We start from the raw sequence: 24,130 nt of genomic DNA, 5'->3' as shown, positions 1-24,130 counted from the left end.
AGGATGGACGGAACAGGGAACGATCCGGGTACGGAACGGTCCGAGGAAGGGCTCTCATGGTGGATACGCTCGGTGTCGCCGTCATCGGATTCGGCTGGATGGGGCGGGTGCACACCCAGGCGTACGCGCGGGTGCCGCACCACTATCCGCAGCTCGCCCTGCGCCCGGAACTGATCACGGTCGCAGAGGAGGTGCCGGGCCGGGCCGAGGAGGCCGCCGCGCAGTTCGGGTTCGCCCGCACCACCCGCGACTGGCGCGACGTGGCCGCCGACCCGCGCATCCAGGCGGTCAGCATCACGGCCCCGAACTTCCTGCACCGTGAGATCGGCGTCGCGATGGCCGAGGCCGGCAAGCACATCTGGATCGAGAAGCCGGTCGGTCTCACCGCCGACGACGCCCGCGCGGTGGCGGACGCCGTCGAGAAGGCCGGCGTCCGCAGCGCGGTCGGCTTCAACTACCGCAACGCACCCGCCGTCGAGGCGGCCCGCGCGCTGATCGCCGCCGGCGACATCGGGACCGTCACCCATGTCCGCATCCGTCTGTTCAGCGACTATGCCGCCCACCCCGAGTCCGCCCTGACCTGGCGCTACGAGCGGGAGCGCGGCGGCAGCGGAGTGCTCGGCGACCTGGCCTCGCACGGCGCCGACCTGGCCCGCTTCCTGCTCGGCGACATCGCCTCGCTGACCGCCGACACGGCGATCTTCCTGCCCGAGCGGGCCCGCCCGGCCGGCGCCACGGCCGGCCACTCCCGCGCCGCCGGCGGCGAACTCGGCCCGGTGGAGAACGAGGACTACGTCAACTGCCTGCTGCGCTTCGCCTCCGGTGCGCGCGGGGTACTGGAGGCCTGCCGGGTCTCGGTCGGCGAGCAGAACAACTACGGCTTCGAGGTGCACGGCACCAAGGGCGCCGTGTTCTGGGACTTCCGGCGGATGAACGAACTCGGCGTCAGCCGCGGCACCGCCTACCAGGACCAGCCGGTGAGCACGGTTCATGTCGGTCCGGGCGACGGCGAGTTCGGCGCGTTCCAGCCGGGCGCGGCGAACGCGATGGGATACGACGACCTGAAGGTCATCGAGGCCCACCGCTTCCTGCGCTCCGTCGCCGAGGACACCGCGTACGGCGCCACGCTCACCGACGCCGTGCGCAGCGCGGCCGTACTGGACGCGATGGTGCGCTCGGCCGGGAGCGGGTCCTGGGTGACGGTGGACGCCTCCTCGTGACGCTTCAGCGGGCCGCGCTCTCCCGGCGGCCCAGCCAGACCTTCAGCGGCACCAGCACCAGCCACCACCACATGGCGGCGGGCCCGACGACCAGGGCCAGCGGGATGGTCACGAGGAACACCACCACCGTCGAGCCCAGGTCGGCGATGGAGAGCTTCTCGTCCCGCGCCGGGGCCGCGTCGCCGCGCAGCCAGGGGCGTCTGGCGAGGAGGACGGCCAGCGTGAGATGGACCCCGCCGAGTGCGGCGACCGCCGCCGAGTAGATGACCGCCGAGACGCGCTCGTCGCCGTACTCCGAGATCAGCGCGGTCGGGAACGGCAGCAGTGCCGCGATGCCCAGGCCGAGCACGGTCAGCGAGATCACCTGTCCGTCCACCTGCCGGACGGTGCGGAAGATCGCGCGGTGCTCGCGCCAGAAACCGGCCAGCACCACCAGGCTGACCGCGTAGGCGCCCAGGTTGGGCAGCAGCTCGCGCAGGGCGTCGTGGTACTCCTCGGGGCTCAGTCCCTGCGGCACGGAGAGGTCCAGGACAAGCAGGGTGATGGCGATGGCGAACACGCCGTCGGCGAGGGTCACCAGCCGCTCGGGCCCGCCTTCCGGGGTCGGTTTCCTCATGCGCACGACGGTAGGGGCTGTCCCGTAATCCGTGGTGGACCAGCGCGCGGCGTCGGATGCGGTGCATCGCAAGGCGGAGGGGCGTCCGCACACTGGATGTATGTGGACGTTCCGACAACGCGGCGAGGTGCCGTAGCCGGCGTCGCGCGCCCGCCAGGGATTACGGGACAGCCCTTAGGCAGCCCCGGCCCGCCGGACGGGGATACACGCCCGGGCCGCGGCTCCTTCACCGCGAGCCGTCACCCGGCCACCGTGCCGGGCGGCATGTTGTAGGGGGTGACCACCTGGATCGCGGAGGGGAGGGTGGGGCCGGCCGGCGGCAGGGCGCCGTGCGCGCGCATCACGATGTGGCAGGCCTCGCGCAGGTCCTGGCGCAGGTCGTGGTGGAGCACCGCGGACAGCCGGTGCTCGCGCAGCAGCCGGGCATTGTCGTGGTCGAGGTCGTGGGCCACGAACACGGCGCACTCCCGCCCGGCGTCCTCGAAGGCACGCAGGGTCGCGATGTTGCCGCCGCCGATCGAGTAGACGGCACTGATGTCCGGGTCATGGTCCAGAGCGGCCCGGACGAGGTCGTACTGGGTCGTGTCCAGGCCCTGGCCCTCGGCGATCTCGACGAGGGTGCGCCGGGGGTGGCGGGCGCGCATGGTGCTGCGGAAACCCATCTCGCGCTCCTCCTCGTTGCGGAAGGATCCGCTGCTGAGGCTGGTGAGCACATTGCCGGGCCGCTCCCCCAGCCACTGGCCCACGAGGTACGCGGCGGTCGCGCCGGCCGCCCGGTTGTCGCTGCCGACGCAGCCGACGCGGGCGCTGGTGGGCAGGTCGGTCACCAGGGTCACCACCGGGATGCCCGCGGCGGCGAGCCGTCCGACGGCCTCGGTGACCCCGGGGACGTCCGGCGCCTTGAGGATCACCCCCTGCGAACCGCGCCGGGCGATCCGGTCGAGGACGCCGGTCAGTCCGTCGGCCGGGCCGGTCTCGCGGAAGTGGAAGCGGGAGCGGACCACCGCCGGGTGCAGCGCGGGCAGTTCGGCCTCCAGAGCGGCCCGCACGGCGGTGGAGAACCGCTCGGGCGACTGCATCACGATGTCCACCATGAACGTACGGCCGACCAGCCGGACCTGGGTGCGCTGCCGGTCCAGGTCGGCGATCGCCCGGCGCACCTCCTGCGCGGTGCTGTCCCGTACTCCGCCCCGGCCGTTGAGCACCCGGTCGACGGTGGCCTCGCTCAACCCTGCCTGACGTGCGATTTCCCTGATCGGGAAGGGATGGCCCATACGACCGGCTCCTGAGAATCCTGAGGGGTTTTTGATGGCTGGCTGCTGGTTGCCCGAAGGCTTTGTACTGACAAGAATGACAGAGCCGAGTCCCCCCGTGACCCGAAAGGACGACCATGTCCTTCTCCACCGCTTCCACCCCGGTCCAGCCGTCCGCCGAGCAGCGGTCCTGGCTGTCCGAGCAGGACTGTGACCTGGACGCCTTCCGTGCCCTGGTCGAGCGGACCACGGACCGTGCCGCCCACCCGCTCGCGGCCGCCGTGGAACGGAACGTGCTGCTCTACGACGCCGACCGGCTCGCCCTCGCGGACCGCCGCGAGGCTCAGGCCGAGCTGGTGCGCGCCCTCACCGACGGCCCCGGCATCGTGGTCGTCCGGGGTGCCTTCCCCGACCCGGCGGTCGTGGACCGGGCCACCGCCGTGTTCGACGCCCTGATCGTCCAGCAGCGTGCCACGGGTGCCACCGCCGGCGACCACTTCGCCAAGCCCGGCGCCAACGACCGGGTGTGGAACGCCCTGGAGAAGGCCGCCCTCCACGACCCGCAGGCCTTCGCCGACTACTACGCCAACGACGTGATCGCCCTGGTGTCCGCGGCCTGGCTCGGCCCCGGCTACCAGGTCACCTCCCAGGTGAACGTGGTCAACCCGGGCGGCGCCGCCCAGACCGTGCACCGCGACTACCACCTCGGGTTCCTCTCCAACGAGGTCGCCGCCGCCTACCCGGCGCACGTGCACCACCTCTCCCCCGTGCTCACCCTGCAGGGCGCGGTCGCGCACTGCGACATGCCCGTCGAGTCCGGTCCCACGCTGTACCTGCCGCACTCGCAGAAGTACGGGCCCGGCTACCTCGCCTGGCGGCTCCCCGAGTTCCAGGAGCACTTCGAGGAACACCACGTGCAGCTGCCGCTCGCCAAGGGCGACGCGGTCTTCTTCAACCCGGCCCTGTTCCACGCCGCCGGCGCCAACCGCTCGGCGGACATCCGGCGCATGGCCAACCTGCTCCAGGTGTCCTCCGCGTTCGGGCGTGCCATGGAGACGGTGGACCGCGAGACCGTGACGGCGGCCGTCTACCCGGTGCTGCTCAAGGCGCGGGCCGAGGGCGCCGACGAGCAGTGGCAGGAGAACGTGATCGCGGCGAGCGCCGAGGGCTACCCCTTCCCCACCAACCTGGACAACGACCCGCCGGTCGACGGCATGGCCCCGCCCTCGCAGGCGGACCTCGTCCGGCGGGCGCTGCGCGAGGGCTGGACCGTGCGGACCCTGCGGGAGGCACTGCGGGCCGGCACCGGGCGGCGCGAGAGCTGACACCACGCTCCCCCACCCACCTTCCCACCCCACTCTCCCGCGCGACCGGCTCAGGAACGGAAAGGACCCCGAACGGCATGGGACTTCTCGACGACAGGATCGTCCTCGTCAACGGCGGCAGCCAGGGCGTCGGTGCCGCCGTCGCGCGGGCCGCGGTGCGCGAGGGAGCGGTGGTGGCCGTCACCGGGCGCCGCCCCGCGCCCGGTGAGGCCCTGGTGGCGGAGCTGGCCGCCACGGGCGGCAGGGCGATGTTCGTCCGCGCCGACCTGGCCGACGCCGGACAGGCCAAGGACTCCGTCGCCGAGGTGGTCCGGGCGTACGGCCGGGTCGACTGCCTGGTCAACTCGGCGGGGCTGACCTCGCGCGGAACGCTGCTGGACACCACCCCGGAACTGTTCGACCAGCACATCGCGATCAACCTCAAGGCCCCGTTCTTCGCCATGCAGGCCGCCGTGGCGGACATGGTGCGGCGTGAGGAGCCCGGCACGATCGTCAACATCATCACCTCGTCGGCACACGGCGGGCAGCCCTTCCTGGCCCCCTACGTCGCCGCGAAGGCCGGACTCGTCGGCCTGACCCGCAACGCCGCACACGCCCACCGCTGGGACCGGATCCGGATCAACGGGCTGAACATCGGCTGGACCGCCACCGAGGGCGAGGACGCCACCCAGCGCACCTTCCACGGCGCGGGCGACGACTGGCGCGAGCGGGCCGCCGCCCGGCTGCCGATGGGCAGACTCGGCCGGCCGGACGAGATCGCCGACTTCGTGGTCCTGCTGCTGTCCGACCGGTCCGGCGTGGTGACCGGCTCCGTGATCGACTGGGACCAGAACGTCCTCGGCGGCCTCGACTGACCGCCTCCCCCGCTCGTACGCCCCCCCCCACACGCCCCATACACCCCGCACACCCCGCACCCAAGGAGCACCACCCCCATGCGCATCGGAATCCTCGGCCTCGGCCGCATCGGCGCCTTCCACGCCGAGACCCTCTCCGGGCTCGACGCCGTCGAGTCGCTCGTCGTCTCCGACCCGTTCGCGGACGCCGCGAAGACCGCCGCCGAGCGGTTCGACGCCGAGGTCGCGGACTCCCCCGAGGCCGTGCTCGCGGCCGGCGTGGACGGCGTGGTGATCGCCGCGGCGACCGATGCCCACCTGGGGCTGATCCTCGCCTGTGTCGAGGCGGGCGTCCCCGTGTTCTGCGAGAAGCCGGTGGCCCGCACGATGGCCGAGGGCGTGCAGGTGCTGAAGGCGGTCGAGGGCCGGGACGTGCCGATCCAGATCGGCTACAACCGTCGCTTCGACGCCGGCTTCGTCGCCGCGCGGGAGGCCGTGCGGGGTGGGGAGCTGGGCAAGCTCCACACTGTGCGCTCGACCACGCTGGACCCCGCGCCGCCGCCGGCCGCGTACATCGCCGCCTCCGGTGGCATCTTCCGTGACTGCTCCGTGCACGACTTCGACATCATCCGCTGGGTGACCGGCCGCGAGGTGACCGAGGTGTACGCGGTCGGCGGCAACCGGGGCGCCGACTACATCAAGGAGGCGGGCGACGCCGACACCACCGGCGCGATCCTCACCCTGGACGACGGCACCATCGCCGTCGTCTCCAACAGCCGCCACAACGCCCGTGGTTACGACGTCCGCATGGAGATCCACGGCTTCACCGACTCCATCGCGGTCGGTCTGGAGGACAAGCTTCCGCTGCGGTCGGTGGAGCCCGGGGTGACCTTCCCTGCGGGCACTCCCCACGACTTCTTCATGGACCGCTTCACCGCCGCCTACCGCGCCGAACTCACCGCGTTCACCGAGGTCGTGGCCGGCTCCCGGCCGTCCCCGTGCACGGTGGCGGACGCCCTGGAGGCGGGCTGGATCGCCGAGGCGTGCACCCTGTCCCTGCACGAGCACCGCCCCGTCACCATCGAGGAGGTACGGCAGGCGTGAGCGGTGGTACGCGCTCCTCGACCCGGGTGACGTGAACAACGCGTGTGGGGCCGCCCTTCCGGAGGGCGGCCCCACACGCATCACGTCGTCTCACCCGTACAGCACGGGTTTCTCCGCCAGTTCGACCTCCACCCGGCCGCCCTCCTCCAGGGCCCGGACTCCGGCCTCGCAGACGGCGGCCGCCGCGTAACCGTCCCAGGTGCTGGGGCCGCCGACCTCGCCCCGGCGGGTGGTGTCGACCCAGGCCCGGAGCTCGTCGTCGTAGGCCTGGTCGAAGCGTTCGGTCCAGTCCTGGGTGATGGTGCCGCCCCAGCGGCCGGCCATGTGGGCGACCAGGTGGTGGTCGTCGCCGACGCGGGCGGTGCCGCGTTCGCAGACGATCTCGGCCTGGACCTGGTAGCCGAAGCCGCAGTTGACGAAGATCTCGACGTCGCTGAGCGCGCCGCCGTCGGTCTCCAGGACGACGAACTGCGGGTCGCGCAGCCCGTCGGGCGCCCCGGGGGAGGATCCGGGGGCGTGCACCGTGACCGCCGTGATCTCCTGGCCCAACAGCCAGCGGGTGACGTCCACTTCGTGGGAGACGGAGTCGGTGATCAGCATGGAGCTCGTGAAGAAGGGTGAACTGGCCACATTCCGGTGCCTGTTGTGCAGCATCAGGGGCCGGCCCAACTGCCCCGTCTCCAGCAGCGTCTTGAGGCGGACGTACTCGGCGTCGTAGCGGCGCATGAAGCCGACCTGGACGCGGCGGTGGCCGAGTGCCTGTTCGGCTTCGACGACGCGCAGCGCGGAAGCGGCGTCGGGGGTGAGCGGTTTCTCGCACAGGACGGGCAGGTCCCGCTCGAACGCGGCGAGCAGGGCGGCCTCGTGGGCCGGTCCCGGGGAGGCGATGAGTACGGCGTCGACGCCGGCCGCCGCCATCGCGGCGGCCGGGTCGGTGTGTACGGTGCAGCCGTCGATGCCGGCGGCCACCGTCTTGGCCCGTTCCGCGTCGGTGTCGGCGACGGCGGAGACCCGCGCGCCGCTGATGACCCGGTCGATCCGGCGCACGTGGTCCGCGCCCATGCGACCCGTACCGATGACGGCGATTCCCAGGGGTTCGTTCCCGTGCACGGTTCTCGCCTCCCTTTCCAGGGGGTCGGGCGCCGGGGTCAGGCGCCGCAGGAACGGAGGAACTTGCGGGTGCGCACCGCGATCGGCAGCGGCTTGTCCGGCTCGCAGGGGTACATGTCCTGCTCGACGATCGCGAACAGGTCCACGTCCAGCTTCTGGGCAGCGGTCAGGACCGCGCCCAGCTCCGGTACTCCGGCGGGCGGTTCGCACATCACGCCGCGCTGGACGGCGGGGCCGAACGGGATCTCGTTCGCGACCACGTCGGCGAGGATGTCCGGGTCGACCTGCTTGAGGTGCAGGTAGCCGATGCGTTCGCCGTAGGTCTCGATCAGTTTGACGCTGTCGCCGCCGCAGTAGGCGTAGTGCCCGGTGTCGAGGCAGAGGTTGACCAGGGAGGAGTCGGTGGAGTCGAGGAAGCGCTCGACGTGCTCCTCGGTGTCGATGTGGGTGTCGGCGTGCGGGTGGACGACGATGTCGAGACCGTAGGTGTCCCGTACCTCCCGGCCGAGGCGTTCCATGCCCTTGGCGAGGTGGCCCCACTGCTCGGTGGTGAGCTCCGGGGACTCCAGGATCTCGGCGGTCTTGTCGTCGCGCCAGAAGGACGGGATGACGACGAGGTGCTTGGCGTCCATGGCCCGGGTGAGCGAGGCGACCCGGCTGACCTGCTCCCAGGTGGACTCCCACTCGGAGGGGCCGCGGTGCAGTCCGCAGAAGATGGTGCCGGCGGAGACCTTGAGGTCCCGCTTCTTCACCTCGTCGGTCAGGCGGGCCGGGTCGGTCGGGAGGTAGCCGTAGGGGCCGAGTTCGATCCAGGAGTAGCCGGCTTCGGCGACCTCGTCGAGGAAGCGCTGCCAGGGCACCTGCTGCGGGTCGTCGGGGAACCAGACGCCCCAGGAGTCGGGGGCGGAGCCCACTCTGATGCGGTCGAGCGCGACTGCCATGTCAGGACTTTCCTTCCGGGGATGCCACTACGGGGGCCTGGAGGTCTCCCTCCTCGGGGAGCTCCTCGACGTCGACGCCGCGTACCTGTGCCAGCTCGTGCTTGAGGGCCGCGAGTTCGGTGCCGCCGGCCATGTGGTTGGTGAGTTCCTCCAGGGAGACCTCGCTGCGGGCGGCGGAGAGCTCCATGGTGCCCAGGCGCAGGACGCTGAAGTGGTCGCCCACCATGTAGGCGTGGTGCGGGTTGTGGGTGATGAAGATGACGCCGAGGCCGCGGTCGCGGGCGGCGGCGATGTACTTCAGCACCACACCGGACTGCTTGACGCCGAGCGCGGCGGTGGGCTCGTCCAGGATGAGGACGCGGGCGCCGAAGTAGACGGCGCGGGCGATGGCCACGCACTGGCGCTGGCCGCCGGAGAGGGTGCCGATGGGCTGATCGAGATCGTCGAGGACGATGCCCATGTTGCGCAGTTCCTCGTCCGCGGTCCTCTTCATCCGCTCGATGTCGAGACGGCGCAGCGGCCAGGTGCCCTTGGTCATCTCGGAGCCGAGGAAGAAGTTGCGCCACACCGGCATCAGGGGGACGACGGCGAGGTCCTGGTAGACGGTGGCGATGCCCTTGCCGAGGGCATCGCGCGGGGTGGAGAACCGCACCGGGGTGCCGTCGACGAGGAATTCGCCCTCGGTGTGCTGGTGCAGCCCGGAGATGATCTTGATGAGGGTGGACTTGCCGGCGCCGTTGTCGCCGAGCACGCAGGTCACCCGGCCGGGGTGGACGCTCAGGTCGACCCCGTGCAGGGCGCGGATGTTTCCGTAGGACTTGCCTGCCCCGCGGAGTTCGACCAGGGGGTGCTCCCCGTCCGGGGCGGTGTCCTGCAGGACGGCACCGTGGGTGCCGGTCGTGTCGTCGGTCATTGCGGTCACCTCCGGGTCGCCGTGCGCTGGACCCACAGATTGATGAGGACGGCGCCGAGGAGCATCACGCCGAGGAAGGCCTTGAACCAGTCCGGGTTCCAGCCGGCGTAGACGATGCCCTGCTGCACCATGCCGAACATGAAGGCGCCGAAGACCGGGCCGATCGCGGAGCCGTAGCCGCCGGTCATCAGGCAGCCGCCGATCACCGCGGCGGCGATGTAGATGAGCTCCTGGCCCACGCCCTCGCCGGACTGCACGGTGTTGAAGGAGAACAGCTGGTGCATGCCGACGAACCAGGCGCCGAAGCCGACCAGCATGTACAGGGAGATCTTGGTGAACGTCACCGGCACGCCGACGGCGCGGGCGCTCTCCTTGTTGCCGCCGACCGCGAAGATCCAGTTGCCGTACTTGGTGCGGAGCAGCACCCAGGCGGCGAGGGCGGCGAAGACGAGCCACCACACGATGGTGATCTTCACCTGGACGCCGCCCAGCTCGAAGCTGGAGGCGAAGAGGGCCTTGGCCTGGTCGAAGCCGTCCATGTCGCTGATGTCGTCGGTCGCGACGTTCCCGGTGACCGTCTTGGTCACGGCCAGGTTGATGCCCTGGAGGATCAGGAAGGTGCCGAGGGTGACGAGGAAGCTGGGCAGGCCCGTCTTCATCAGGAACCAGCCGTTGAACATGCCGATGGCGAGGGACACCGCGAGGGCGGCGATGACGCCCACCCAGATGTTCATGGACAGCTGGTAGGCGAGCATGCTCGCGGTGAGGGCCGAGGTGACCACGGCGACGCCGGCCGAGAGGTCGACCTCGCCGCCGATCATCAGCAGGGCCACCGGCAGGGCCATGATGCCGATGGTCGAGGACTGGTACAGGATGTTCGCCATCGAGCCGCTGTCCCGCATCGGCGGGGCCGCGATCAGGAAGAACACCAGAACGACCACGACGCCGAGGAAGACGCCGACCTCGGGACGGGCCAGCAGCCTCCGTACGGGTGTGCGCAGCGTGGTGCGGCCGTCGTTCGCCTTCGGGCCGGGGGCCGGCGGTGGGGTCACCGCCGGCTCAGCCTGTCGGGTCATGCTCATCACCGAGTGCCCTTCGCGGCGTACTCGGAGACCGCGTCGACGTTGGACTTGTCGACGAACGCGGGGCCGGTCAGCACCGGCTGCTCACCTCCGCCGCTGTAGTTGCCGTTGTTCTCGTAGAGCCACAGGCCGTCGATGGCCAGGTAGCCCTGGAGGTAGGGCTGCTGGTCCACGGCGAACTCGATGTCGCCGGCCTTGATCGCCTTGGTCAGGTCCTTGTTGAGGTCGAAGGTGGCGACCTTCGCCTTGCTGCCGGCGTCGCCCACCGACTGCACCGCGGTCGGCGCGAAGGGTGCGCCGAGGGTGGCGACGTAGTCGACGGAGGAGTCCTGCTTGAGCTTGGCGGTGATCGTCGACTTCACCGACGGCATGTCGATGCCGTTCACGTTGAGGATCTGGGTGTTGCCCTCGAAGGTCTTCTTCAGGCCGTCGCAGCGCTGGGTCAGGCCGACGTTGCCCTGCTCGTGGATGACGCAGACGGTGTTCTTGGCGCCGGCCTCGTTGAGCTTCTTGCCGAAGGCCTCGCCGGCCACGGACTCGTCCTGGCCGAAGAACTCCAGCAGGCCGAGGTCCTTCCAGTCGCTCAGTCCGGAGTTGATTCCGACGACGGGTATGCCCGCCTTCTCCGCCTTGCCGAGGACGCTCTTGAGCGCGTCCGGCTTGGCGAGGGTGACGGCGATGCCGTCGACCTTCTGGTCGATCGCGTTCTGCACCAGGTTGGCCTGGTTGCCGGCGTTCGGGTCGGCGGAGTAGATGAGCTTGACGTTGTCCTTGGCCGCGGCGGCCTCGGCGCCCTTGCGGACGATGTCCCAGAACGTGTCGCCGGGCCCCTGGTGGGTCACGAGGGCGACCGTCATCTGCGGCGTGTTCGCCTTGCCGGCCGACGCGCCGTCGCCACCGCTTTCGTCGGCCTTCTTGCCACCGGAGCCACTGGAGCAGCCGGCCAGGGTCAGGGCGGCCGCCGCGGCCACCGCGACGAAGGGCGCGATTCTGCGGGGGCGGTTGTGAGAAGAGCGGTCCATCTTTACCTGCACCTCACTGTGCTACGCGGAAAAAGGGCGGGGGTCCGAGGATCCTCCCCGGAGCCTCGGACGTCCGGGTCTGTGTCATCGTGCGAAACGACTGTCGTGTTGGGACGGGATCAAATCCCCTGGCACGCACTCTGTCAATACTTTGTTAAGACATCAGTTCACCAGCTAGTCCGAATGTAAGTACAAACTATTGACAGCACCGCCCTCCGAGACCTACACCTGAGAGGCGACAGGTCCCTGGATTCCAGTCCCCACCGTGGCAGGGCACCCCGGGACCCGCATCCCCAGCAGTTCGAGGAGCTTCGCTCGATGACCGACTCAGACGCACCACAGTATTTCGACCTGATCACCATGGGACGCATCGGGGTCGACCTTTACCCACTGGAGACCGGCGTTCCGCTGGCAAAGGTCGAAACATTCGGAAAGTTCCTCGGTGGTTCGGCCGCGAACGTCGCGGTCGCCGCCGCCCGGCTCGGCCGCTCGACGGCCGTGATCACCCGTACGGGAGACGATCCCTTCGGCACCTACCTGCACGAGGCCCTGAAGGACTTCGGCGTCGACGACCGGTGGGTCACCCCGGTCGCCGCGTATCCGACGCCGGTCACCTTCTGCGAGATCTTCCCGCCGGACGACTTCCCGCTGTACTTCTACCGCCGGCCCAAGGCTCCCGACCTGGAGATCCACACCGCCGAGCTGGACCTCGCCGCCGTACGCGAGGCCGGGATCTTCTGGATCACCGGCACCGGTCTGAGCGAGGAGCCGAGCCGCTCGGCGACGCTCGACGCGCTCGAGGCACGCGCCAAGGCGGGCACCACCGTGTTCGACCTGGACTGGCGTCCGATGTTCTGGCGCGACCCCGACGAGGCCCGCCCCTACTACCGCCAGGCCCTGCGGCACGCCACGGTCGCGGTCGGCAATCTCGACGAGTGCGAGGTCGCCACCGGAGTGCGCGAGCCCGAGGCCTGCGCCGAGGCGCTGCTGGCGGCCGGCGTGGAACTCGCCGTCGTCAAGCAGGGCCCCCGGGGCGTGCTCGCCGTGCACCGCGACGGCACCCGTGCCGAGGTGCCACCGGTCCCGGTCGACGTGGTCAACGGCCTCGGCGCGGGCGACGCCTTCGGCGGGTCGCTCTGCCACGGTCTGCTCTCGGGCTGGAACCTGGAGCGGACCATGCGCCACGCCAACGCCGCCGGCGCCCTCGTCGCCTCACGCCTGGCCTGTTCGTCCGCCATGCCCACCGAAGCCGAGGTGGCGGACCTCCTCGCGGGGGTCGTGCCGCCGGGCGGCACGAGCCTGCCGAGCCAGTCCTGAACGGAGTCCTTCCTTGAACCTCAGCATCTCCGACCTTCCCACGGTCCGGGCCCGGAATCCGCAGGCCGTCGCCGAGGCGGCGGCCCGCCGGGCCCGCCGTCCGCTGATCGGCGACAGCGGACGGCTGATGATCGTGGCCGCCGACCACCCCGCGCGGGGTGCGCTCGGCATCGGCGACCGGCGCCTGGCCATGGCCGACCGTGCCGGTCTGCTGGAACGGCTGTGCGTCGCACTGTCCCGGCCCGGCGTCGACGGGGTGCTGGCCACCGCCGACATCCTCGAGGACCTGCTGCTGCTCGGCGCGCTCGAGAACAAGGTCGTCATGGGGTCGATGAACCGCGGCGGTCTGGCCGGCTCGGCCTTCGAGATGGACGACCGCTTCACGGGGCACCGCCCCGAGGACATCGAGCGCTTCGGCTTCGACGCGGGCAAGCTGCTGGTCCGCATCGACTACGACGACCCGGGCTCCCTGAACACCCTGGAGTCCACCGCCCGCGCCGTCGACGCCATGGCCGAACGCCGGCTCCCGGTGTTCGTGGAGCCGTTCATCTCGCGCCGGGTCGACGGCAAGGTCCGCAACGACCTGTCCGCCGAGGCCGTCACCCGCTCCATCGCCATAGCCTCCGGCCTCGGCGGCACCTCCGCCTACACCTGGCTGAAACTCCCCGTCACCGAGAACGCCGACGACATGGCGGAGGTCCTGCGCGCCTCCACGCTGCCCGTCGTCCTGCTCGGCGGGGAGGTCGGCGACCAGGAGGCGGCGTACGAGCGGTGGGGCAAGGCGCTGAAGCTGCCCTCCGTACAGGGCATGGTCGTCGGCCGCTCACTGCTCTACCCGGCCGGGGGCAGTGTGGAGGAAGCGGTGGACACGGCCGTGAGCCTGCTGTGACCGGAAAGGCTGCCATGACACATCATCTTCCCGCGGACCGTGCCCCGGCCGGCCCGTACCTCGTCGACGTGACCCCCGAGTCGGCCGGCTGGGCACATTCCAGCCTGCGCGTGCTGGAACTGCCGCCGGGCGGTACGCACGCCTTCGACACCGGCGACAGCGAGTGGATCGTCCTGCCGCTCAGCGGCGGCTGCACGGTCTCCTCCGCCGACGACTTCGGCCACGACACGTTCGATCTCGCCGGCCGCACGAGCGTGTTCGACGGCGTCAGCGACTTCGCCTACGTACCGCGCGATGCCCGCGCGACCCTCACGTCGACGGGCGGCGGACGGTTCGCGCTCACCGGCGCCCGCTGCGACCGGCGGCTGCCCGCCCGCTACGGACCGGCGTCCGGCGTTCCCGTGGAACTGCGCGGCACCGGCAACTGCTCCCGCCAGGTCAACAACTTCGGGGCCGCGGCCCCCGCCGGAGGCGGTGACGGACAGGGCTTCGAGTGCGACAAGCTGATCGCGGTCGAGGTGATCACCCCGGGCGGCAACTGGTCGTCGTTCCCGCCGCACAAGCACGACGAGCACCGGCCGGGCGAGGAGTCCGTGCTGGAGGAGATCTACTACTTCGAGTTCGCGGACCACGACGGCATCCCCGGCCTCGGCTACCAGCGGGTCTCCCCGTCCGGGCCGGGCCGGGACACGGACGTACTGGCCGAGGTTCGCGACGGCGACGTGGTACTCATCCCGGACGGCTGGCACGGGCCGTCCATGGCCGTGCCCGGCCACCACATGTACTACCTCAACGTCATGGCGGGTCCCGGGGACGAACGCGCCTGGCTGATCTGCGACCACCCCGAGCACGCCTGGATCCGCTCCACCTGGCCGGACCAGCCCGTCGACCCCCGTCTGCCCCTCTACACCGCCCCCGAGAGGTCCGTATGAGCGCCGCCACCCGCCGACTGACGACCGCCCAGGCACTCGTGCGGTTCCTGGCCGCCCAGTACACCGAGCGGGACGGCGTACGGCACCGGCTGATCGCGGGCACCTGGGGCATCTTCGGCCACGGCAACGTGGCGGGCGTCGGGCAGGCGCTCGTCGAGTACGCCGATGTCATGCCGTACCACCAGGGCCGCAACGAGCAGTCCATGGTGCACGCGGCCGTCGCCCACGCCCGCCAGCTCAACCGGCTGTCGGCGCAGGCCGTGACCACGTCGATCGGCCCCGGCGCGACCAACCTGGTCACCGGCGCCGCGCTCGCCACCGTCAACCGGCTGCCGGTGCTGCTGCTCCCCGGCGACTACTTCGCCTCGCACGCGGCGGACCCGCTGCTCCAGCAGCTGGAGCACCCGGTCGAGGCGGACGTGTCCGTCAACGACACGCTGCGCCCGGTCTCCCGCTACTTCGACCGGATCAACCGCCCCGAGGCGCTGATCGCGTCCGCGCTGAACGCGATGCGGGTACTCGCCGACCCGGCCGAGACCGGCGCCGTCACCCTCGCCCTGCCGCAGGACGTACAGGCCGAGGCGTACGACTGGCCGGAGGAGTTCTTCGCCGACCGCGTCTGGCGGGTACGGCGTCCAGCACCGGACCCGGTCGAGCTGGAGGCGGCGGTCCGGGCCGTACGGGCCGCCCGGCGTCCGCTGATCGTCGCGGGCGGCGGGGTCCACCACAGCGAGGCCGAGGGGGCGCTCCGTGCCCTCGTGGACGCCACCGGCATCCCGGTCGCCTCCACCCAGGCCGGCAAGGGCTCCCTGCGCCACGACCACCCGGCCGACCTGGGAGGCATCGGCCACACCGGCACGGCGGTGAGCGACGGACTGGCCCGCACCGCCGACCTGGTGATCGGTGTCGGCACCCGCTACTCCGATTTCACCACCGCCTCCGGCACCCTCTTCACCGACCCGGACGTGCGCTTCCTCAACCTCAACATCACCGGCTTCGACGCCCACAAGCTGGCGGCGCGCACTCTGGTGTGCGACGCGCGGGCCGGTCTGGAGGCGCTGGCCGGGGCTCTCGCCGGGCACCGCGTGGACGCGGCGTACGAAGAGGAGTACCGCATCGGCAAGGAGCGCTGGGAGCGGGTCGTCGAGGCCGCCTACCGCGCCGACGACGAGAGCGCCGTACCGACGCAGACCCAGGTGCTCGGCGCGCTGGACGCGGTCGTGGGCGACGCCGACGTGGTGATCAACGCGGCCGGCTCGCTCCCCGGCGACCTGCACAAGCTGTGGCGCGCGCGCAGCCCGCGCCAGTACCACCTCGAGTACGGCTACTCCTGTATGGGCTACGAGATCCCGGCCGCGATCGGCGTCCAGCAGGCCGCGCCCGGCACGCCCGTGTGGGCGCTGGTCGGCGACGGCACGTATCTGATGATGCCGACCGAGATCGTCACGGCCGTCCAGGAGCGGCTGCCCGTGAAGATGGTGCTGATCCAGAACCACGGGTACGCCTCCATCGGCGGCCTGTCCGAGGAGACCGGCGGCGAGCGCTTCGGCACCGCCTACCGGTACCGGGCCGAGGACGGCACCTTCACCGGTGCCCCGCTGCCCGTGGACCTCGCGGCGAACGCGGCCAGCCTGGGCATGGACGTGCTGCGCGCCAAGACCGTGCGGGAGCTGCGCCATGCCCTGGCCGAGGCCCGCACCGCCGAGCGTCCGACCTGCGTGTACGTCGAGACGGACCCGGCGCCCACCGCTCCCCCGGCCGAGGCCTGGTGGGACGTTCCGGTGGCCGAGGTCGCCTCCCGCGAGGCCGCCGTCCGGGCGCGCGAACGGTACGACGCCCAGGTCGCCGGCCGCCGCCGGCACCTCTGAACCGCTTCCGGCCGGTTCCCCGGACTCCTCGCGAGCCTCTTCAAAACCCCTCCTCAACTCTCCGCGCACGAAAGGTCGTCCGCTCTCATGAAGACCATCAGCCACTGGATCGGCGGCAAGTCCGTCGAAGGCACCTCCGGCCGTTTCGGCCCTGTCTGGAACCCGGCCACCGGCGCCCAGGAGAAGCAGGTCGCGTTCGCGGACACCACCGAGGTGGACGCCGCCGTCGCCGCCGCGAAGGACGCCTTCGAGAGTTGGGGCACCTCGTCGCTGGCCAGGCGCACGGCGATCCTGTTCAAGTACCGCGAACTGCTGGACGCCCACCGCGACGAGATCGCGGAGCTGATCACCGCCGAGCACGGCAAGGTGCACTCCGACGCCCTCGGCGAGGTCGCGCGGGGCATGGAGATCGTGGAACTGGCCTGCGGGATCAGCGTGCAGCTGAAGGGCGAACTGTCCACGCAGGTCTCCACCCGCGTCGACGTCGCCTCGATCCGCCAGCCACTGGGCGTGGTCGCCGGCATCACTCCGTTCAACTTCCCGGCCATGGTGCCGATGTGGATGTTCCCGCTGGCCATCGCGTGCGGCAACACGTTCGTGCTGAAGCCGTCCGAGAAGGACCCCTCGGCCTCCGTCCGCCTCGCGGAACTGGCCACCGAGGCGGGCCTGCCGGACGGTGTGCTGAACGTCGTGCAGGGCGACCGGGAGGCCGTGGACCGCATCCTGGAGCACCCCGACATCGAGGCCGTCTCCTTCGTCGGCTCCACCCCGATCGCCCGCCACATCCAGCTGAAGGCGACCGAGCACGGCAAGCGGGTCCAGGCCCTGGGCGGCGCCAAGAACCACATGCTGGTCCTGCCCGACGCCGACCTGGACCTGGCCGCCGACCAGGCGATCAACGCGGCGTACGGTTCGGCCGGCGAGCGCTGCATGGCCGTGTCGGTCGTGGTCGCGGTCGGTGACATCGGCGACGACCTGGTCGGCCGGATCACCGAGCGGGCCAAGAAGCTCCGCATCGGTCCGGGCAACGACCCCGCCTCGGAGATGGGCCCGCTGATCACCCGCGAGCACCGCGACAAGGTGGCTTCGTACGTGGCGGGCGCGGCGGCACAGGGCGCCGAGGTCGTGCTCGACGGCACGGGCCTGACGGTCGACGGGCACGAGGACGGCTTCTTCGTCGGTGTCTCGCTGCTCGACCGGGTGCCGTTGACCGCGGACGCCTACCAGGACGAGATCTTCGGCCCGGTGCTGTGCGTGGTCCGCGCGGAGACCTACGACGAGGCCATCGCGCTGATCAACGACTCCCGCTGGGGCAACGGCACCGCGATCTTCACCCGGGACGGCGGCGCCGCCCGCCGCTTCCAGCTCGAGGTGAAGGCGGGCATGGTCGGCGTCAACGTGCCGATCCCGGTCCCGGTGGGCTACCACTCCTTCGGCGGCTGGAAGGACTCCCTCTTCGGCGGCCACCACATCTACGGCAACGACGGCGTCGCCTTCTACACACAGGGCAAGGTCATCACCACGCGCTGGCCGGACCCGTCCGACGGAGGCATCAACCTCGGCTTCCCGAGCAACTCCTGACCCTCCGTCTCCCGAGCCAGGGTCTTTCGCTCGGACGATGCCGGACCCCGCGGACCCGGCATGATCCGAGCGAGAGGCCCTGGCCCTGCCCTCGACAGCGCCCTCAACAGGAAGGTACGCCCATGGCGAAGACCGGTGACCGGGCCCGTGCCGTGACCGAACCCGCGCTCAGCTCACTGGACTTCGCCCTGGACCGGGGCAGTCCGGTGCCGTTGTACCACCAGCTCGCCCAGCAGCTGGAGGCGGCGATCACGCACGGCGACCTCGCCCCGGGCAACCTTCTGGGCAACGAGGTCGATCTCTCGGTACGCCTCGGGCTGTCCCGCCCCACGGTCCGCCAGGCCATCCAGTCCCTCGTCGACAAGGGACTGCTGGTCCGGCGGCGCGGGGTGGGCACCCAGGTGGTGCACAGCCAGGTCAGGCGCCCCCTGGAGCTCAGCAGCCTCTACGACGACCTGGAGGCGGCCGGGCAGGGCCCGAGTACGCAGGTCGTCCGCCACGAGACGGTCCCGGCACCCCCCGGCGTGGCGGCGGCCCTGGGCCTGCCCGAGGGCGAAGAAACGGTCCTCCTCGAACGCCTGCGCCGCACCCACGGCCGGCCCGTCGCCCTCCTCTGCAACTACCTCCCGCCGGACCTGCTGGAACTGGACGACGCCCGGCTGGAGTCGACCGGCCTGTACCGCATGATGCGCGCGGCGGGCATCACCCTGCACAGCGCCCGGCAGACCGTCGGCGCCCGCTCGGCCACCGCCGGGGAGGCGTCCCGTCTGGACGAGCAGGAGGGCGCCGCCCTGCTCACCATGCACCGCACCGCCTACGACGACACAGGCCGCGCGGTGGAGTACGCGGCCCACGTCTACCGCGCCTCTCGCTACTCGTTCGACTTCCAGCTGCTGGTCAGGTCCTGAGCCGGTGCCGTGCCGTGTCCGGGGCACGGCACGGGTCACGTGGCGGACCGGCAAAGAGGCTCCGGAGACGGGGAGCCGGGCGCCGACGTGAGTACGGCCTACTTGTTCGTGCCCCGGAAGCGGCCGAACGCCTTCGTCAGCGGGCCCAGCAGCGTGCCGTCCTCCCCGGCCGGCCCCGGCGCGGGCGGCCGGGGTGCGCCGTCGCCACCGGTCACCTCGGCGAGTGCGGCCTGCGCGGCCTCGGCCGCCTCCCGGTACAGGTCACGGGACTCCGTCATGACGTCGAGCGCGTGGGCGTACCTGGCGACCATGTCCTGGGCGTGCGCCAGCTCCTCTTCCGGGCTGAGCAGGTGCCAGCCCCGGCGCAGCCGCGTCAGAGCCTGCTCGGCCTCGGCCGGAAGGGGCCGCGGCAGTGCGGCGAACTCAATGATCCTGCCGAGGAATTCGACCGGTTCCGAGCCGTCCAGGAAGATGCTGCGCACCGTGAAGTGCTCCGGGTCGTAGTCCGGTCCCGGCGGCACCGTGGGCAGGACGACGGCGCCGCCGCGCGGCATCCGCAACTTCAGCTCCCGCTGCAGCGCGAAGTCGGCGATCCGGGCCTGCTCGGGGGTACCCCGGTGCTCGACCACCCGGTGCCGCAGGCTCGGCGGCAGGAACTCCGCGACCGGCCGCTGCCCCCGCGCGTCCGGCGTCATCGCCTCGTGCACCACGACATGGACGAACCAGCTGCTGCGGGCGCAGTCCCGCAGTCGGCGGCGTACCTCGTCGTCGTCCTTCGGCAGGTGGTTCACCGTCCGCAGGCGTACGCCCGGCACCGTGTCGTGGTCCCACTCGACCCGGCTGCTGTCGGGCCAGAACATGGTGGCGGGCGACGGCCAGCGAGCGTCCCACGCACGCTCCGCCTCGGCGGCGAGGAGCCAGGTGGCGCCTTCGGCCTCGTCCCCGCGGGCCTGGGGATCGTACGTGGTCAGCTGGGCGCGCACCGTGACGTCCTCGGCCACCCGCCAGCGGGCCTCGAAGAGGCGGCGGGCCGACGGGCCGGGGTCGACGGAGGCGTCCCGGGGGTACAGGACGGTGGACCGGACCGCCTCGACGGGGTCGAGCTCCAGGAAGTCGTCGAGACCCCCGGCCGCCTTGAGGGCGATGAGGTTGCGCCGGACGTCGAGTTCGGGCTCGGGGCCCGGATGGCGTCCGCGCGCCAGCCATACGGTGTCGGGGACGGTGGGCGTGGAAGTGCTGTTTTTGACCATGGAGTCGTTCTGTGAGTGGTCAGGGGCCTGATCAGTATGGTCTGTGGACCGGCGCACCGTCCACGACCTGCGGCATCTCACGGCCATCGGCCCTGTCACGACTGGACGGGGCGCTCCCGGCCCGGGAGCGCCGCGGACCGGATTTCGCGCCGCCTCCTCCGGCCGGAACCACGCGAGCAGGCCGAACGTCTCCTCGATCTCGTCCTGGACGGACTGAAACCTGTGGCCTGTGGCCTGTGGCCTGTGGCAGCGCACCCTGTCGGAGACTGACGGCCCTTACCCCTCACAGGGGGGTGGCGTCCTGACCCGGCTCCATCCGATGTCCGGTGGCGCGCTGCCCGCCGGTCCGTCCACGGGCGACCGGCCCCGCGCACGGACCACCGATCTTCCCGTCTGGTTGTACAGCAATCAACGGATTGTCCCCCGAAGGGAGTTGGGCTTGGATCAGGATGCCCCGGTGAGGGCCTGAGACGGATGAATCAGGGGGATTCATGCGCCGGACGTTCGGATCCGTCATGTTCGAGAGCACCGCCCCGACGAGCGCCACGAGGCTTCTGGCGCCCACGGGCGCTCTCGCGTCGCCGTACGGGCAGAAGAAGATCAAGGACTCGTCCGTTCAGCGCGTCACCGAAGGTGCGAACGGTCCCTCCGGGGACGCCTCCGTCAGCGCCGGCGGCAGGTACGTCCCGTTCACCGGACGGCCGGCCCGGACCGGCCGTCCGGGCCGCCGCACCGCCGTCCGGGACCATGGCACCGGCGAGTCGCCGATTCCGGAGTCCGCCTGGGCGGGCGAAGCCCGTCTCAGCGACGACGGTCACCGGCTCGTCCACGGAAAGAGCGTTACCGCTCCCGTCCGGAATTTGCCGAGCCGGGGCACCGCCTTCGCCTCCCGGCCGACCGGCCTGGTGCCCGGCCAGGCTCCCAACGGCACGGGAGACGACGTGTTCGTCACCGGCCTGCGCACAGGGGCGATCCGGCGTGGTGACGCCCCTCCCCCGCAGGACAGGAACACCAGCCCGTCCCTGAGCCGCGACGGCCGGTCCGTCCTCTTCGGATTCACGCCCCCGGCACCGCCCGGGGCGCGGCCCGCCCGTGCCGGACGGACCTGCGCACAGGACACACCACCGCGGTCGGCCACACCCCGGACGGGACGCCTGCCACCACCGGCGAGCGACCGGCCGACGCCCGCGGCCGCATCATCGTTCCCGTGTCCGCCGATGGCGGCCCGGCACCCGGTACGACCGGCCCGGGCGGTGACGTGTACGTCCGGGCGATGCGCTGACACTCCCGGCGCCTCGCGTCGGCCCACCTCGCCCGGCTGTCGCGAGGACTGCGGGCCGGCCCCGTCCGATCACACTCCGAAGGGGGAACCGTATTCATGCGAAGCGGACTTGGAAGGACAGCCGTGACCGCCGCGGCCGCGTGTGTCGCGGTACTGCTGACGCCTGCGGGGGTACAGGCCGCACCGCACGACGCACACCACGGACAGCCGGGGAAGAAACCGAGGGCCCCGCACACCCTCCGTCTCACCCAGGGCTCCGACGGACGGTCGGACGCCCCGTCGCTCAGCGCCGACGGCCGCTACGCGGTGTTCACGTCGTCGGCCACCAATCTGGTCCCCGGTGACACCAACGGCGCCTCCGACGTCTTCCTGCGGGACCTGAGGACCGGCCGTACCCAGCGCGTCGGCACCGACGCCGCCGGAGGCCAGTCCGGGTTCGGCGCGACCGCCGGGGCGATCAGCGCGAGCGGCCGGTACGCGGTCTTCGTGTCGGCCTCGACCGACCTGATACCGGGCGAGGTCCACGACGGGCCGGCGGTCTACCGGCGGGACCTGCGGAGCGGGGAGGTGCGGTACGTCGGCAGAGACCTCGGCGGTTCCGTGCGGTGGGCCCTGCACGCGTCCGTCAGCGCCGACGGCCGGTACGTCGCGTTCGCCTCGAGCGAGGCTGTTCCCCGGCCGGGCGCGGTGGTGGCCGTGCGGGACATGCGCACCGGGGAGCTGACGAAGATGCCGCTCCGTCTGCACCGGTCCACCAACCCGCTACTCAGCGACGACGGCAGCGTCCTGGTGTACACCTGCAGCAGCTACTGGCCCATCGACAACTCGGCTTCCGACGCCATGGTGGCGGACCCGCAGGCCGGCACCCACCGGTCGCTGCACACCACGCCCGACGGCGTCCGCGGCAACGGCAGGGTGTCCCAGGCCGGCGTCAGCGGTGACGGCCGGTACGCGTCCTTCACCTCGACAGCCACCGACCTCGGTCCCGAGGACACCAACGGCGCCGGTGCCAACGTGTTCGTCCGCAACCTGCGCACCGACGCCCTGCGCATCGTCGAGGCGCCCGACCCCGCCCTCTCGACCGCCGACGGAGCACTGAGCGGCAACGGCCGATACCTGCTCTTCCGGGCGTTCGCCACCGGGTCGGACGCGGGCACCTGGTACCTGCGTGACCTGCGCAACGGCCGCACCAGGGTGGCAATCGCGGACGCCGACGGTGCGCCGGTCCAGGTGGACACCGGGGACCGGCCGCTCGACGCCCGGGCACGGACGGTGGCCTTCTCCTCGGTTGCGGACAACCTGGCCCCCGGTCCGCACAGCCCCGAGGCGGACGCCTACGTACGGCGCCTGCCCCGACCGAACGCGCTGGTTCCCCACTGGTCCCCGAAAAATGATCGAGGGCCGGTTTCGGATATTTCCGAAACCGGCCCTGACCTGTGACTCTTACCAAGTCGGGACGACAGGATTTGAACCTGCGACCCCTTGACCCCCAGTCAAGTGCGCTACCAAGCTGCGCCACGTCCCGGTGCGCTCACATGCGGTGAACCGCGTGATCGCGCGATCAGCACTTTACCCCACGGCCCCGGCCGGGCCTAAAGCGGTCCGGGCACGGGACAATCGGGGTATGGGAAGCATGGACAGCACCTCATGGGACCAGGAGGACAGGTCCGCCTCCGGCCGGGCGGGCGATGTGCGCGACCGGGACGGTGACGGGCGTGCGCGCAGCGCGCGGCCTCGGGACGGGCTGGGTCGACCACTGTCCTACGGGACACGGGGGGTGCCCCGGCAGCCGGAGGGGGTGGTCCGGCCGCCGCTGGAGAGCGTCGCCGAGGCACAACGCCTGCTGGACGAGGGGAAGCCGTTCCACGCGCACGAGGTGTTCGAGGACGCCTGGAAGTCGGGGCCCGAGGAGGAGCGGGAGCTGTGGCGGGGACTCGCCCAGCTCGCCGTCGGACTCACGCACGCGGCACGCGGGAACACGACCGGCGGAGCCCGGCTGCTGCGGCGCGGGGCGGGCTCGGCCGAGGAATGGGCGGCGGGCACCGAAGAGCCGCGTCCGTACGGGATCGACGTCGGCGGTGTCGTCGCCTGGGCCCGGGAGCTGGCGGCGGAGGTGGAGCGGGGGGACGGCGTTCCCGTGGACGCGGGGGCGCGGGCGCCGCGGCTGCGTGCGGGCGCCCGGGAGCAGGGCTCGTAGGCGGGAGGTTCCCGGACGACGACTCCCGGCAAAGGGAGCGGGGCGGCGTGCGGACGCGGTGCGCCCGGTGTCGGCGTCGCGCGGCAGGCTCGGGCGCGCGATCGGGGCGTGCGAGGGATTCACGGCATCGGCATCGGTGCGGGCGAGCCCGACCGGCCGGCCCTGCACCGGAAGGTGCGTACCGCGTCGTCGAGGCGTGGACAGCCACGCCCGGCTGATCGCGGGGGCCGGGCGAGGAGCGGGTCGGCGCGTTCCCGGTGCGGCCCGGCCCGGCGCTGTACGACAGCACGCTCGCGATTCCCGAGGAGGTTTTGGCACCGGGCTCGATCAGACCGCCCGCGCGGTCCGGGTCACCACTCGGCCGGCAGCTCTCGGAGGGCCCCGCAGAGGCGGAAGGAGGCCGCGTCCCGGATCGGGTCGCTGCACGCCGGGGCCCGCGGGCGCAAGGACTGGATCATGGTCACCCGTCTGCCGCGCCGGAACCCCG

20 protein-coding genes and 1 tRNA gene are annotated in these 24,130 nt (G+C 71.7%); 12 read left to right on the top strand and 9 right to left on the bottom strand.

Annotated elements, in window-relative coordinates:
- Nucleotides 1–56 precede the first annotated feature (56 nt).
- Entirely contained in the window at nucleotides 57–1,220 is a 1,164-nt protein-coding gene (locus ACFYQA_RS29155; RefSeq protein ID WP_388923937.1) for a Gfo/Idh/MocA family protein, read from the top strand.
- Between the two features lie 4 nt (nucleotides 1,221–1,224).
- Here ACFYQA_RS29155 and ACFYQA_RS29150 read toward each other — a convergent pair whose 3' ends face one another.
- Both ACFYQA_RS29150 and ACFYQA_RS29145 read right to left on the bottom strand, forming a co-directional pair.
- On the bottom strand, nucleotides 1,225–1,836 hold the full coding sequence (locus ACFYQA_RS29150) for a TMEM175 family protein (protein WP_388923934.1): 612 nt from the start codon (nucleotides 1,834–1,836) through the stop codon (nucleotides 1,225–1,227).
- A 239-nt stretch (nucleotides 1,837–2,075) separates the two neighbouring features.
- Nucleotides 2,076–3,110 carry a LacI family DNA-binding transcriptional regulator gene (locus ACFYQA_RS29145; RefSeq protein ID WP_388923931.1) on the bottom strand — a complete coding sequence of 345 codons (1,035 nt, stop codon included), beginning with the start codon at nucleotides 3,108–3,110 and terminating at the stop codon, nucleotides 2,076–2,078.
- A gap of 116 nt (nucleotides 3,111–3,226) precedes the next feature.
- Between ACFYQA_RS29145 and ACFYQA_RS29140 the strand changes: the two genes are divergently transcribed.
- The 3 genes from ACFYQA_RS29140 to ACFYQA_RS29130 all read left to right on the top strand — a co-directional run bounded on the left by ACFYQA_RS29140 (nucleotide 3,227) and on the right by ACFYQA_RS29130 (nucleotide 6,351).
- Nucleotides 3,227–4,414, top strand: coding sequence for a phytanoyl-CoA dioxygenase family protein (locus tag ACFYQA_RS29140; RefSeq protein ID WP_388923928.1), 1,188 nt, complete (start codon nucleotides 3,227–3,229; stop codon nucleotides 4,412–4,414).
- Between the two features lie 77 nt (nucleotides 4,415–4,491).
- Nucleotides 4,492–5,268, top strand: a complete 777-nt coding sequence (locus ACFYQA_RS29135) for an SDR family oxidoreductase (RefSeq protein ID WP_388923925.1) — start codon at nucleotides 4,492–4,494, stop codon at nucleotides 5,266–5,268.
- Between the two features lie 78 nt (nucleotides 5,269–5,346).
- Complete coding sequence (locus ACFYQA_RS29130) at nucleotides 5,347–6,351, top strand: Gfo/Idh/MocA family oxidoreductase (RefSeq protein WP_388923922.1); 1,005 nt, start codon at nucleotides 5,347–5,349, stop codon at nucleotides 6,349–6,351.
- A gap of 90 nt (nucleotides 6,352–6,441) precedes the next feature.
- Here ACFYQA_RS29130 and ACFYQA_RS29125 read toward each other — a convergent pair whose 3' ends face one another.
- The 5 genes from ACFYQA_RS29125 to ACFYQA_RS29105 are packed head-to-tail and all read right to left on the bottom strand — an operon-like array spanning nucleotide 6,442 to nucleotide 11,419.
- Complete coding sequence (locus tag ACFYQA_RS29125; RefSeq protein WP_388923919.1) at nucleotides 6,442–7,461, bottom strand: Gfo/Idh/MocA family protein; 1,020 nt, start codon at nucleotides 7,459–7,461, stop codon at nucleotides 6,442–6,444.
- A gap of 38 nt (nucleotides 7,462–7,499) precedes the next feature.
- Complete coding sequence (locus tag ACFYQA_RS29120; protein ID WP_055626128.1) at nucleotides 7,500–8,402, bottom strand: sugar phosphate isomerase/epimerase; 903 nt, start codon at nucleotides 8,400–8,402, stop codon at nucleotides 7,500–7,502.
- 1 nt (nucleotide 8,403) lies between these two features.
- A complete protein-coding gene (locus ACFYQA_RS29115; protein WP_388923916.1) occupies nucleotides 8,404–9,315 on the bottom strand; it encodes an ATP-binding cassette domain-containing protein in 912 nt (303 codons plus the stop codon).
- Between the two features lie 5 nt (nucleotides 9,316–9,320).
- Complete coding sequence (locus ACFYQA_RS29110; RefSeq protein WP_388923913.1) at nucleotides 9,321–10,397, bottom strand: ABC transporter permease; 1,077 nt, start codon at nucleotides 10,395–10,397, stop codon at nucleotides 9,321–9,323.
- Nucleotides 10,397–11,419: a sugar ABC transporter substrate-binding protein gene (locus tag ACFYQA_RS29105; protein ID WP_388923910.1), complete on the bottom strand. Its 1,023-nt coding sequence runs from the start codon at nucleotides 11,417–11,419 to the stop codon at nucleotides 10,397–10,399. The genes ACFYQA_RS29110 and ACFYQA_RS29105 overlap by 1 nt, the downstream gene beginning before the upstream one ends.
- A 318-nt stretch (nucleotides 11,420–11,737) precedes the next feature.
- On the opposite strand from ACFYQA_RS29105, the gene iolC reads away from it, so the two are divergent.
- The 6 genes from iolC (at nucleotide 11,738) to ACFYQA_RS29075 (ending at nucleotide 18,914) form a co-directional block, all read left to right on the top strand.
- The gene (gene iolC, locus ACFYQA_RS29100) at nucleotides 11,738–12,736 is read left to right on the top strand and encodes a 5-dehydro-2-deoxygluconokinase (protein WP_388923907.1); all 999 of its coding nucleotides are present in this window, start codon (nucleotides 11,738–11,740) and stop codon (nucleotides 12,734–12,736) included.
- 13 nt (nucleotides 12,737–12,749) lie between these two features.
- Nucleotides 12,750–13,625 (top strand): deoxyribose-phosphate aldolase, encoded by an 876-nt coding sequence (locus ACFYQA_RS29095; RefSeq protein ID WP_388923904.1) that lies wholly within the window; start codon nucleotides 12,750–12,752, stop codon nucleotides 13,623–13,625.
- A gap of 14 nt (nucleotides 13,626–13,639) precedes the next feature.
- Nucleotides 13,640–14,557 (top strand): 5-deoxy-glucuronate isomerase, encoded by a 918-nt coding sequence (gene iolB, locus ACFYQA_RS29090; RefSeq protein WP_388923901.1) that lies wholly within the window; start codon nucleotides 13,640–13,642, stop codon nucleotides 14,555–14,557.
- Nucleotides 14,554–16,425 (top strand): 3D-(3,5/4)-trihydroxycyclohexane-1,2-dione acylhydrolase (decyclizing), encoded by a 1,872-nt coding sequence (gene iolD / locus ACFYQA_RS29085; protein WP_388923898.1) that lies wholly within the window; start codon nucleotides 14,554–14,556, stop codon nucleotides 16,423–16,425. The genes iolB and iolD overlap by 4 nt, the downstream gene beginning before the upstream one ends.
- Nucleotides 16,426–16,512: 87 nt before the next feature.
- A complete protein-coding gene (locus ACFYQA_RS29080; protein WP_388923895.1) occupies nucleotides 16,513–18,006 on the top strand; it encodes a CoA-acylating methylmalonate-semialdehyde dehydrogenase in 1,494 nt (497 codons plus the stop codon).
- Between the two features lie 122 nt (nucleotides 18,007–18,128).
- Nucleotides 18,129–18,914 carry a GntR family transcriptional regulator gene (locus ACFYQA_RS29075; protein ID WP_388923892.1) on the top strand — a complete coding sequence of 262 codons (786 nt, stop codon included), beginning with the start codon at nucleotides 18,129–18,131 and terminating at the stop codon, nucleotides 18,912–18,914.
- A gap of 98 nt (nucleotides 18,915–19,012) precedes the next feature.
- On the opposite strand, the gene ACFYQA_RS29070 is transcribed toward ACFYQA_RS29075, so the two are convergent.
- The gene (locus tag ACFYQA_RS29070; RefSeq protein WP_388923889.1) at nucleotides 19,013–20,164 is read right to left on the bottom strand and encodes a hypothetical protein; all 1,152 of its coding nucleotides are present in this window, start codon (nucleotides 20,162–20,164) and stop codon (nucleotides 19,013–19,015) included.
- Between the two features lie 1,405 nt (nucleotides 20,165–21,569).
- On the opposite strand from ACFYQA_RS29070, the gene ACFYQA_RS29065 reads away from it, so the two are divergent.
- Nucleotides 21,570–22,886, top strand: a complete 1,317-nt coding sequence (locus ACFYQA_RS29065; RefSeq protein ID WP_388923886.1) for a hypothetical protein — start codon at nucleotides 21,570–21,572, stop codon at nucleotides 22,884–22,886.
- Nucleotides 22,887–22,897: 11 nt separating this feature from the next.
- On the opposite strand, the gene ACFYQA_RS29060 is transcribed toward ACFYQA_RS29065, so the two are convergent.
- A tRNA-Pro gene (locus tag ACFYQA_RS29060) sits at nucleotides 22,898–22,971 on the bottom strand.
- Nucleotides 22,972–23,079: 108 nt separating this feature from the next.
- Between ACFYQA_RS29060 and ACFYQA_RS29055 the strand changes: the two genes are divergently transcribed.
- Complete coding sequence (locus ACFYQA_RS29055; protein WP_388924010.1) at nucleotides 23,080–23,643, top strand: DUF309 domain-containing protein; 564 nt, start codon at nucleotides 23,080–23,082, stop codon at nucleotides 23,641–23,643.
- Nucleotides 23,644–24,130 lie beyond the last annotated feature (487 nt).

Source organism: Streptomyces sp. NPDC005774 (assembly GCF_042871645.1).
Taxonomy (GTDB): Bacteria; Actinomycetota; Actinomycetes; order Streptomycetales; family Streptomycetaceae; genus Streptomyces; species Streptomyces pratens.
The sequence above is the reverse complement of the archived record's forward strand: the minus strand, read 5'-3'. Positions and strand labels throughout refer to the sequence as shown.